At 64.3% G+C, this 11,627-nt stretch carries 9 protein-coding genes; 1 reads left to right on the top strand and 8 read right to left on the bottom strand.

Annotated features, from left to right (window positions below; translation table 11 throughout):
- Nucleotides 1-267 precede the first annotated feature (267 nt).
- The 8 genes from GYA94_RS22225 to GYA94_RS22190 form a co-directional block, all read right to left on the bottom strand.
- Nucleotides 268-2,643, bottom strand: a complete 2,376-nt coding sequence (locus GYA94_RS22225) for an efflux RND transporter permease subunit (protein WP_033690558.1) — start codon at nucleotides 2,641-2,643, stop codon at nucleotides 268-270.
- 20 nt (nucleotides 2,644-2,663) lie between these two features.
- Entirely contained in the window at nucleotides 2,664-3,686 is a 1,023-nt protein-coding gene (locus GYA94_RS22220) for a WD40/YVTN/BNR-like repeat-containing protein (protein WP_110679558.1), read from the bottom strand.
- Nucleotides 3,687-3,951: 265 nt separating this feature from the next.
- A complete protein-coding gene (pepN, locus tag GYA94_RS22215; protein WP_161893115.1) occupies nucleotides 3,952-6,621 on the bottom strand; it encodes an aminopeptidase N in 2,670 nt (889 codons plus the stop codon).
- A 13-nt stretch (nucleotides 6,622-6,634) separates the two neighbouring features.
- Nucleotides 6,635-7,465, bottom strand: coding sequence for a DUF2797 domain-containing protein (locus tag GYA94_RS22210; protein ID WP_009683746.1), 831 nt, complete (start codon nucleotides 7,463-7,465; stop codon nucleotides 6,635-6,637).
- Nucleotides 7,462-7,722, bottom strand: a complete 261-nt coding sequence (locus GYA94_RS22205) for a YeaC family protein (protein WP_003260154.1) — start codon at nucleotides 7,720-7,722, stop codon at nucleotides 7,462-7,464. The genes GYA94_RS22210 and GYA94_RS22205 overlap by 4 nt, the downstream gene beginning before the upstream one ends.
- A 13-nt stretch (nucleotides 7,723-7,735) precedes the next feature.
- Nucleotides 7,736-8,614, bottom strand: coding sequence for a rhomboid family intramembrane serine protease (locus tag GYA94_RS22200; protein WP_009683747.1), 879 nt, complete (start codon nucleotides 8,612-8,614; stop codon nucleotides 7,736-7,738).
- Nucleotides 8,611-9,582, bottom strand: coding sequence for a metallophosphoesterase (locus GYA94_RS22195; RefSeq protein WP_009683748.1), 972 nt, complete (start codon nucleotides 9,580-9,582; stop codon nucleotides 8,611-8,613). The genes GYA94_RS22200 and GYA94_RS22195 overlap by 4 nt, the downstream gene beginning before the upstream one ends.
- Complete coding sequence (locus GYA94_RS22190) at nucleotides 9,582-10,472, bottom strand: NAD(+) kinase (protein ID WP_009683749.1); 891 nt, start codon at nucleotides 10,470-10,472, stop codon at nucleotides 9,582-9,584. Before GYA94_RS22190 ends, GYA94_RS22195 begins: the two co-directional genes overlap by 1 nt.
- On the opposite strand from GYA94_RS22190, the gene GYA94_RS22185 reads away from it, so the two are divergent.
- Nucleotides 10,471-11,493, top strand: a complete 1,023-nt coding sequence (locus GYA94_RS22185) for a DUF1853 family protein (protein WP_054913659.1) — start codon at nucleotides 10,471-10,473, stop codon at nucleotides 11,491-11,493. The genes GYA94_RS22190 and GYA94_RS22185 overlap by 2 nt on opposite strands.
- Nucleotides 11,494-11,627: the final 134 nt, after the last annotated feature.

Genomic DNA, 11,627 nt, shown 5'->3' with positions numbered 1-11,627 from the left:
GCGCCGCCCGCGCGGCGCTCGCTCTAACAGGCGCTGCATACCTTGTGGCAAACACCTGTCAGCCCTGATGCGATCCCTGTGGGAGATTCTATGGTTCCTGGCAAGGGTAGCCGGAGCATCTTCAGCGCCTGTGAGATCGAGCGCCGCGCGGGCGGCGCTCGCTCTAACAGGCGCTGCCATACCTTGTGGCAAACACCTGTCAGCCCTAAGGCGATCCCTGTGGGAGCTGGCTTGCCGGCGATTGGGCCGCAACGCGGCCCCCTGCCTTCAATGGGCGAAAATCGACCCCCCTTGCTTGCCCACCATTTTCTCCGGCTTGATCAGGAACCGCGCCAGGGCCGGCAGCAGCCACAACGCCCCGAACATGTTCCAGAGCAACATGAAGGTCAGCATCAGGCCCATGTCGGCCTGGAACTTGATCGCCGAGAAGATCCAGGTGCACACACCAATGGCCAGGCACAGCCCGGTGAACAGCACTGCCTTGCCGGTCGAGCGCAGGGTCTGGTAATACGCCTCCTGCAACGGCAACCCGGCGCGCAGGAAACTTTCCAGGCGGCTGTAGATGTAGATGCCGTAGTCAACGCCAATGCCCACGCCCAGCGCCACCACCGGCAAGGTGGCCACCTTCACACCGATGCCCATGTAGGCCATCAGCGCGTTACCCAGCACCGAGGTCAGCACCAGCGGCAGAACGATGCACAGGGTAGCGGCCAACGAGCGGAAGGTGATCAGGCACATCACTGCCACACAGATGTACACCAGGATCAGGATGGTCAGTTCGGCCGACTTGATCACCTCGTTGGTCGCGGCCTCGATCCCGGCATTGCCTGCTGCCAGCAGGAACTGCAGGCCCTCCTTGTTGTGGCTGTCGGCAAACGCCTGGGCTACCGCCGTGACCCGCTCCAGGGTTTCGGCCTTGTGGTCGTTGAGGAACACCAGTACCGGCGCCAGCGAGCAGTCACCGTTGTACAGCCCATCGGCACGGGCGATGGAGTTGTTGAGGATGTCGGGGTTGCGCGACAGGGTTTCCCATTTCAGGCTGCCCTCGTTCATGCCCTTGATCACCTGCTTGGACACGGTGACCAGGGAGATCGCCGACTGGACCCCGGGGGTGTTTTCCATGGTCCACATCAGCTCGTCGATCGGGGTCATGGTCGAGTGGATGGAACACTGCTCGGCCGGCGTCTTGACCATGATCACCAGCACATCGGAACTGGTCGAGTAGTTGCTGATGACGAAGTTGTTGTCCTGGTTGTAGCGCGAGTCGGGGCGCAGCTCCGGCGCGCCCTGGTCGAGGTCGCCGATTTTCAGGTTCTGGCTGTACCACAGCCCCCCGCCGAAGGCGAGCAGCGCCAGCGCCACCGACACCGGCGCCACCCTGGCGCTGGCAAAGTTCGACAGCAGGCGCCAGAACGGGTGTTCGCGGGTGGCGTCCTTCTTGCTGCGTTCGATGGCCTTCTTGCTGATACCGACATAGGAGATGGCGACCGGCAGCAGGATCAGGTTGGTGAACACGATCACCGCCACCCCGATGGACGCGCCGATGGCCAGCTCGCGAATCACCCCGATGTCGATGATCAGCAGGGTGATGAAGCCCACCGCATCGGCCAGGATGGCGATCATGCCCGGCAGGAACAACTGCCGGAACGTTCGCCGTGCAGCGGTGAGCGCGTTGTCGGCGTCACTCGACTGCAAGGCGATGCCGTTGATCTTCTGCACCCCGTGGGAAATGCCAATGGCGAAGATCAGGAACGGCACCAGCATCGAGTACGGGTCCAGGCCGAAACCCACCGCGTGCATCAGCCCCAGTTGCCAGACCACCGCCACCAGGGTGGTGATGAGCACGGCGATGGTGCTGCGGATACACCAGGTGAACCAGTACAACAGCACCCAGGTGATCACCAGGGCGACGCCGAAGAACATCGCCACCATCACCAGCCCGTCGATCAGGTCACCGACCTTCTTGGCAAAGCCGACAATGTGCACTTTCACATTGGGGTTCTGCGCCTGGAACTTGTCACGCACCTTCTCTTCCAGCAGGTGCGAGAACTGCTGGTAATCCAGTTTCAGCAGCCGGCTGGGGTCCTGCGGGTCAGGGTAGCTTTCCAGCAGTGGCACATCGATGATACTGGACTTGAAGTTGTTGCCGACCAGCCGCCCGACCTGGCCGGACTTGAGCACATTGTCGCGCAGGGTATCGAGGCTGTCCTGGGAGCCGTTGTAGGTGTTGGGGATCACCTCGCCACCGGAAAAGCCCTCTTCCGTGACCTCGCTCCAGCGCACGCTGGGGCTCCACAGCGACTTCAGCCCGGCACGGTCGACGCCAGGCAGGTAAAACACCTCGTCATGGATCTGGCGCAGGGTCTCCATGTAATCCTTGTCGAAAATGTCACCCTTGACCGCCTCCACCGAGATGCGCACGGTGTTGCCGAGGTTGGCCAGGTCATTGCGGTGCTCCATCATCTGCTCGATGAACGGGTGCTGCAGCGGGATCATCTTCTCGAAACTGGTGGAGGGGCGAATCTGCGTCGCCTGCCAGAACAGGAAAATACTGATCAGCACGCACAGGGCGATGACCACGGGGCGGTTGTTGAAGATCAGCCGTTCGAGCAGCGTAGGCTTGTCCTGGTGATGCGGATGCATGGTGATGCTCTCCCGGCTGGTCATTGGCGCGGCTCCTCGGCAATGCGATCGGCACCTTGCGCGGTTGCCAGGTGCACACCGCCCTGGCCCACCAGCAGCAGGCCGCCATCGGCCAGACCACTGACGCCGGCCAGGGCGATGCGGTCGCCACGGTTGTACACGCTGAAGGTCTGGCCATCGTCGGTGCTGCGCAGCACGCTGCCGCCGTTGCCGACCAGCACCAGGGCGCCATCAGCCAGCAGCGCAGCGCCAGCCAGGCCGAATTCCAGGCTGCCGCGCGCGGCCTTCAGTTCGACCTGCTGCCAGCTGTCACCGAAGTCGGCTGAACGGAACAGGTTGCCGCGCAGGCCGTAGGCCAGCAGGGTGCGGGGTGAACGGGTGCCGATCACGCCAAACAGCGAGCCCTCGTAGGGGCCTTGCACCTTGGCCCAGGTCTGGCCGTTATCTGCAGAGCGGAACATGCCGCCCTGCTCGCCAACGATGAACAGGCCGGCATCGCGCACCTGGGTGATGCCGTTGAGGTGCAAGTGGTCGGGGTTGTCCAGGCGCTCGGCCACGTCCTGCCAGTGCTGGCCGCCGTCAGTGGTTTCCAGCAAGGCCCCGTAGGCGCCCACGGCAAAGCCATGCCGGGCATCCAGGAAGGTGACATCCAGCAACGGCGCTTCACGGGCAAGGTCTTCGAACTGCTTGGTCCAGGTGGCGCCGCCGTCGCTGCTGGTGAGCACCTGGGCGTCATGGCCGACGGCCCAGCCGCGCTTGTCGTCGATGAAGAACACCGCCGTGAGCAACTGCCGGGTGGGTACCCGGGCCTGGGTCCAGGTGTTGCCCTGGTCGTCGGAGAACAGGATATGGCCTCGATCACCGACCACCACCAGGCGCTTGCCGGCGTGGGTGGTGCCGATCAACAGGCTCTGGCTGGCCTTGGCCGATTCGGTGGAGTACTGGTCGGCACTGGCGGCTTGCACGCTGCCGGCCCACGCGCCCAGTGCCAGCGCCAATGCCGCTGCCAATGGCCAGGCGCGGCGCCTGTTGTGTTCCCTCATGACTGTCCCCTTGGTGTTTTTATTCGGCGGGTCAATGCATTGCAGGCACTGCGAAAAGCCTGATCTAGAGGCCTGCAACAGCTTGAAGGGATCGTAGCGGGGATGTTCGCGGGATTACAACGGGCGGGGTGTTATGTTTTGTTGTCGGCCTGAAAAGCTTCGCGGGTGAACCCGCTCCTACAGGCACCGCACCGCCCATGAAAGCAGTGCAGTTCCTGTAGGAGCGGGTTCACCCGCGAAGAGGCCAGCCCAGGCTACAGAAGCATCAAGCCAGGCTCTTGCTCACCACTTCATACACATCACTGGACAGCTCACCCGAAGCCAGAATCCGCTCCAGCTCGCCCTTCATCAGCGCCTGGCGCGCCTCGTCATACTTGCGCCAGCGGGTCAGCGGCGCCAGCTGACGCGAAGCGATCTGCGGGTTCAGCGCATTCAGTTCGATCACAAGGTCAGCCAGGAAACGGTAGCCAGAACCATCGGCGGCATGGAAGTTGACCAGGTTCTGCCCGGCAAACGCACCGATCAGCGCACGCACCTTGTTTGGGTTCTTCAGGGTGAACGCCGGGTGCTGCATCAACGCCTTGACCCGCGCCAGCCCGCCCGGCAAGGTGCTGGCCGCCTGCACGCTGAACCACTGGTCCATCACCAGCGGGTTGTCCTTGAAGTGCTCGGCGAACGCCTCCAGCGCTTTCGCCCGCTCGGCCTGGAACGGCGAGTTGACCAGCACCGCCAGCGCGGTCAGGCGCTCGGTCATGTTGTCGCAGTGCTCGAACTGCTCCAGGGTCGCTTCCAGCACGTGCGGCTTGCCGCTCAGCATCAGGTACGACAGGGCGATGTTCTGCAGGCTGCGGCGGGCGAAGTGCTCGGCCGAGGCCACATAGGCAGTGCTGCGCGAGGCTTCGCGGTGGGCCTGGTAGCGCGCCCACAACGCGTCGAACAGTTGCTCGGCGATCTGCTGGCGGGCGAACTCGCGGGCGGCATGGATGGCGTCCACGTCGGCCACCTGGCTGATTTCGGTGAGGTAGGCCTCACCTGGCAGCGAGAGCATTTCGGCGACCATGGCCGGGTCCAGCGACGGGTTGCCCAGTACCGTGCCCAAGGCCGTGATCAGGCGCTGGTCCAGGTTCAGGGCTTCGCCACGCTGGTGCTGGCCGATCAGTTCCTGCAACACCTGGACCGCCAGCTGCTGGCCCGCTTCCCAGCGGTTGAAACCATCGCTGTCATGTTGCATCAGGAACATCAACTGGTCGCGGTCGTACGGGAAACTGAGCTTGACCGGGGCGCTGAAGCCACGCAGCAGCGACGGCAGCGGCTTGGCCTGGATACCCTGGAAGGTGAAGGTCTGCTCGGGCTCGGTCACCGACAGCACCCGACTGGTGGCTGGTTCGGCCGCCGTGGCGGCGCCCTCACCTGCCAGTCGCAGCGGCAGGTCGTTGCCGGCAGCATCCAGCAGGCCCAACTCCACCGGGATCACGAACGGCAGCTTCTCGGCCTTGTCCGGGGTGGGCGGGCAGCTTTGGCGGAACGTCAGGCTGTAGGTCTGGGCGGCGGCGTCGTACGCTTCGCTGACTTCCAGGCGCGGGGTGCCTGCCTGGCTGTACCAGCGCTTGAACTGGGTAAAGTCCACGCCGTTGGCGTCTTCCATGGCCTTGATGAAGTCGTCGGTGGTGACCGCCTGGCCATCGTGACGCTCGAAATACAGATCGCTGCCTTTGCGGAAACCATCGGCACCCAGCAAGGTGCGGACCATGCGCACCACTTCGGCGCCCTTCTCGTACACTGTCAGGGTGTAGAAGTTGGAAATCTCGATGAAGCTGTCCGGGCGCACGGGGTGGGCCATGGGGCCGGCATCTTCGGCAAACTGGTGAGTACGCAGGTAGGCCACGTCCTCGATGCGTTTGACCGTGCGCGAGTTCATGTCGGCACTGAACTCGGCATCGCGGAACACCGTGAACCCTTCCTTCAGCGACAGCTGGAACCAGTCGCGGCACGTGACGCGGTTGCCCGACCAGTTGTGGAAATACTCGTGGGCGACCACACCTTCGACACGCTGGTGCGCGGCATCGGTGGCCGTTTCGGCGCGGGCCAGCACACAGCTGGAGTTGAAGATGTTCAGGCCCTTGTTTTCCATGGCGCCCATGTTGAAGTCGTTGACGGCAACGATCATGAAGATGTCCAGGTCGTATTCGCGGCCGTAGACTTCCTCGTCCCAACGCATCGACTTCTTCAGGCTGACCATGGCGTGGTCGCACTTGTCCAGGTTCTCGGGCTCGACATAGATGCGCAGCAGCACATCACGGCCCGACTGGCGCGTGAAGGTGTCTTCGACGCACCACAGGTCACCGGCCACCAAGGCGAACAGGTAGGCTGGCTTCTTGAACGGGTCTTCCCAGGTGGCCCAGTGGCGGCCATCCTCGGCCGGCCCGCTGCCGGTAGGGTTACCGTTGGACAACAGCACCGGGTAGCGATGCTGCTCGGCGATCACCGTGGTGGTGAAGCTGCTCATCACGTCCGGGCGGTCGAGGTAATAGGTGATCTTGCGGAAACCCTCGGCCTCGCACTGGGTGCAGAACATCTTGCCGGATTTGTACAAACCTTCGAGCGCAGTGTTGCTTTCCGGGTGGATCTTCACGCTGGTGTCGAGGGTGAAGTGCTCGGCTTGCGGCTGCACGGTCAGGCTGTCACCGTCCAGCTGGTAATCGGCGGCCTGCAATTCCCGGTCATCCAGCGCGGCACGCAGCAGCTCCAGCTGCTGGCCATCGAGCACCAGCGGCGGCAAGCCGGTACCGCGTGCCGGGTTGCGACGCATCACCAGCTGCGCGTGAACCAGGGTGTGGTCCTCGAACAGCTCGAAGGTCAGGTGCGTCTCGTCGATCAGGTACTCGGGCGCCTGGTAATCCTTCAGGTAGATCACTTGCGGTTGTTCGGTGCGCATGTGCAGGTCCTTTTTACTGGAGCACGGCCAACTGGTAGGCCGTGTACTTGCGAATATTGATCACACCGGTGTCGAAGATCAGGTACTGGCCCTTGATGCCCAGCAGCGTGCCTTCGGCGACCGGGTCCTTGTCCAGGTTGAAGCTGACGATCTTTTGCGGGTAGGCCTGGACCGGGTAGTTGATCTGCACCACTTCGGCGTCCGGCAGCGGCTGGATCGCCTGCAGCCCGAAACGCCCCTGCAGCTCGCCCAGGCGCTCGGCGCACGCGTCGAATACCTGCTCACGAATGGCCGCCAGGTCGAGCACCTCGGCATCGCCCTTGAGCAGTGCACGCCAGTTGGTGCGGTCGGGCACCTGGCTGCGCAGCACGTCTTCGACCAGGCCAGACTGCTGGCGGGTAGCCACGCGCATGATCGGCAGGGCCTGGCTGGCCCCTTGGTCGAGCCACCGGGTGGGCAGCTGGCTGGCGCGGGTGATGCCGACCTTGATCCCTGACGAGTTGGCCAGGTAGACCACATGGTCGGTCATGCAGAACTGTTCGCCCCAGGCCGGTTCACGGCAGGTGCCGGCCTCGTAGTGGCATTTTTCCGGGGCCATGATGCACACATCGCACTGGGCCAGCCGGGTCATGCACGGGTAGCAGTAACCTTGGCTGAAGCTGGTCTTGGTGCGCTTGCCGCAATGGCTGCAGTGAATGGCGCCAAGGTATTCCAGGCGCAGGCGCTGGCCGATCAGCGGGTTGACCGGCACCTGCGTGTCACCCAGGCGGAAGCTGTACTGCACCACCGGCGCCTGCAGGCTTACCGCCATTTTGCTCAACGAGCCACGAGCGAGTTCGATCAATGTACCGAGTCCGACTTGAACAGAATGTTGGCGATCGGCGCAGACTTCGACGCGCATTCCTGCGGGCCCATGTAACCGGTGCGCTGGTCTTCTGGCAGGTTTTTCATCTCCCAGGCGATCACGGCCTGCAGCGACAGCTCTTTCTGCTCGGCGGTGAGCTTGCGGCCATCCGACCATTTGCCGATTTCCACGGCCAGCTTCAGGCTTTCGTAGATTTCCGGGGTGATGTTTTCAATCATTTGCGCGAAAGTGGACATACAGTCTCCTGATTCAAGCCGACAGTTTACGCCGGGCCAGCGCCCCACCCAAGAGCCCGGTCAGGCATCCGATGAGCAGCCCGCCTACGTGGGCGGCGTTGGCGATCTGGCCAAGGCCGAGGCTGCCGACCACACCGGTCAGGCACACCACCAGCCAGATCAGCATCATCACCAGCACACCCTTGGGCAGGTTGAAGTAACGGTTCGGTGCCAGCCACTGGAACAGCCATACATGCCCCAGCAGGCCGTACAGTACGCCCGACAGCCCGCCGAACAGGCTCGGCCCGCTGGTGTAGTGCTGCGCCAGGTTGGAGACCAGGCTGTACAGCAGGGTCAGGCCCAGCAGCATCCAGGGGCCCTGGCGCAGCTCGATGCGCTTGCCCAGCTCCCAGTACCACAAGCTGTTCATGGCCAGATGCAGCACGCCGAAGTGCAGCAGCATGGGTGATACCAACCGCCACCATTGCCCTTGGTCGAGGGTTTCCGCCAGCGGGGTGAAATACAGGTAGTCGCCCTGCACCCGGAAGTCGAGGAAGGTAAACCAGCTGATGGTGGTGAAGTTGTCGCCCAGGCTGGTCAGGCCGGCGACGATGAAGCACGCCAGCAGGGTGAGCGTGGTGACCTTGCAGGCCCGGGCCTGTTCTGCCAGGGACGGCACTTTCGCGGCCATGCCCGCTGCCACCGGCTCGGGGGCAGCCGACAGCTCGGCGTTGCCTTGCGGGTAGCGCTGGTAAAGTTCGCGGACGTCTTCGGCCAGGGTGTCGGGCGCCCAGAGTACCTGCACGTCCCCCTCTTCGCTGACCCGGTGCGGCACCTGCAGGCGCTGCAGCATGTGAATGAAGCCGCTGAGGTCGACCGACAGCGGCAGGCGCATCACTTCGATTATGTTCATTGGTTGGCCTGTGGGCGGTCTACGTCGACCCACACGAACTTGTGCGGGTCGATGCGGGTTTCGTCATCCAGCCGGTAGGCCGCCAGCTTGCCGTACAGCACCGCGCTGTAGTCCAGGCAGGCCAGGTTGGGGCGAATCGGCGCGGGGTGGCCGCTGCGCCAGTAGTGGCCGACGAACAGCATCGGCTCGTCTTCGGCATAACGCAGCAAGGCATTTTTCTGGCTGTGGCTGAGGGGCGCATTGGCTACCTCGGCCGGCAGGGCATCAGGCTGGAACACGATGTCGCCGTAGGTTTGCGGGTCTTCCTCCCAGAACTTGGTGCGGAAGAAGGCGCGCGTCAGGCCGTCGCCGCCGGTCAAGGTCAGGCCGTCGGGCAGGCGCATGTCGGTACCGCGCAACAGGCGGTTGCACACGGTGGCGGCGAAGCTGTTGCTCACGGCAGAAGCCTGGATGAAGTGCTCATCGATGCGCCCGTCGGGGTACTGCTGGCGCAGCGGCTCGATCAGTTGCCGGTCCCAGCAGGCGTGTACCAGGCGGAAACGCCCGGCATCGATGAACAACGGCAGCTGGTAGAACCAGTTGACGAAGTCGTGCCAGTCAGCGGGGTGCTGGGCGAACTGGGCCAGGGTTTCGTCGATCAGCCGGGCGTGCCGCGGGGTGTGCTCGCGGACGAAGGCCTTGCCGCTGCCGGGCAGCGCCGGCGTTACCCAGCCCAAGGCGTTGTACTCGTGGTTGCCCATGATGCAGAACGCCTGGCCAGCCTCGACCATGTCGTGGACGATGTGCAGGGCCTCGCGGATGCGTGGCCCACGGTCGACGATGTCACCAAGGAACAGCGCCTGGCGCCGTGGGTGGCGCCACACGCCGGCCACGCGCTTGTAGCCGAGGGTATCGAGCAGGCGTTCAAGGGTATGCGCACAACCGTGCACGTCGCCGATGATGTCGAAACTGCGCGCCGGGTCGAGCATCAGTCGTCACTGCTCCCCAGGCGGCTGCCCCAACCAAGCTTGGTGCGGCAGACCTCGTAGTAATTGTGGTCGAGCGGGTGGATCAGGCGCAGCTTCTGCGGCTTTTTGCTGACCGTGATGGTGTCGCCGGGGGCGCAGGTGAAATGGTTCTGGCCATCACAGGAAACCTGCGGGTAGATCTGCAGGTCCTTGGACACCACGATCTTCAGCTCGCTGTTGCCGTCGACCACGATCGGCCGCCCCGACAGGGTGTGCGGGTACATCGGCACGATGACGATGGCGTCCAGCTTGGGGTGCATGATCGGGCCGCCAGCCGACAACGCGTAGGCGGTGGAGCCGGTGGGGGTTGCAACGATCAGGCCGTCGGCCTTCTGGCTGCAGACGAACTGGCCGTCGATATAGATTTCGAACTCGATCATGCGCGTGGACTTGCCCGGGTGCAGCACCACGTCGTTCAGCGCATCGCCCTGGCCAATGGCTTCGTGATGGCGGCGCACCTCGGCCTGCAGCAGGAAGCGGTTTTCCACCAGGTAGTGGCCGTCGAGCACCTCGGCGACCTTTTCTTCCAGCTCGTCGGGGCGGATGTCGGTGAGAAAGCCCAGGTTGCCCCGGTTGATGCCCAGCACCGGAATGTTGTGACGGGCCAGGGCCCGGGCGGCGCCGAGCAGGCTGCCGTCGCCGCCCACCACGATGACCAGGTCGCAGACTTCGCCCAGCAGCTTGCGCGTGGAGGTCTGCAAGCCGTGCCCGGGCAGCACTTCGGCAATGGTGTCCTCGAGAATCACGTGCAGGTGGCGGTCGAGGAGGAATTTTTTCAGTCGGCGGATGGTGTCGAGCACCTGCGAGCTGCCGAGGCGACCGATGATACCGATATTGCGAAATTGCTCCATGGGGCTCCTGCAAGGCTCTGCGGCGGGTGACTATGCGCCGATTATGGGCGAAACCACCGGGCAGCGGCAAACCGGCTATGCTCGCAGGATGACACCCTTCAGCCAACTCCACGATCTGCCCCGGCAACTGCAGCGCCCGGCCGTACGCGACCTGGCCTGGGCAGTGCTGTCGCCGCCCTTGCTCGCTGGCACGCCCTGCCCTCAGCGCCACCCGCTGGCGGGCAGCCTGTGGGCACAGCAGCCGCACCGCCTGGAGCAGTGGCTGCGGGCGCTGGATAAGGATGACCATCCGCTGCGCGATTGGCTGGCGAAACTGGGCAGCCGGCGCCTGGGGCTTTACTACGAACGCCTGTGGCAATTCGCCCTGCGCCACGCACCGGGCATTGAACTGCTGGCCGCCAACCTGGCCATTCGCGAGGGCGGCCTGACCTTGGGCGAGCTGGATGTACTGCTGCGTGATGCAGACGGGGTCCACCACCTGGAATTGGCGATCAAGCTGTACCTGGGCCCGCCCGGTGGCGGGCACGATACCCAGGCCTGGCTGGGGCCAGGCTGTCATGACCGGCTAGGGGCCAAGCTGGCCCACCTGGCGCAGCACCAGTTGCCGATGTCGCGGGGGGCGCACAGCCAGCAGGCGCTGGCCCGGCTTGGGGCGCAGCAGGTGCAGGCGCATATGTGGCTGGGGGGCTATCTGTTCTATCCGTGGCCTGGGCATGCCGAGGAACCGGAAGGCGCCAACCCGCAGCACCTGCGCGGGCGCTGGGTCAGGCGGCGGGATTGGGCCATGGCGGTTGGCGAGCGCTGGCAACCGCTGCCGCGCAGCGCATGGCTGGCGCCAGCGCGGGTCGAAGCGGCGCAATGCTGGCAGGCAGAGCAGTTTGCAGCGTGGCTGCATGTGCTGGACCCGCAGGCCCCGGCGCAACTGCTGGTAAGGCTTGAGCAGGAGGCCGATGGCGCCTGGCAGGAAGCCGAACGGGTGTTTCTGGTGGCTGACAATTGGCCGCAGCTACGCAGTGATTGATGCAGGCCTGACGCAGGTCAAGGCTGGCCCGCACAAAAGCCCGTGCAGGCAACACAATTTTCACAGGCCTGGCGCAACTATCTGCTGCCGGTAGCCATTAAAGTGACACCTGAGCGCCAACAAGAGCGCTATCC

The organism is Pseudomonas juntendi, assembly GCF_009932375.1.
Lineage (GTDB): Bacteria > Pseudomonadota > Gammaproteobacteria > Pseudomonadales > Pseudomonadaceae > Aquipseudomonas > Aquipseudomonas juntendi.
The sequence above is the reverse complement of the archived record's forward strand: the minus strand, read 5'-3'. Positions and strand labels throughout refer to the sequence as shown.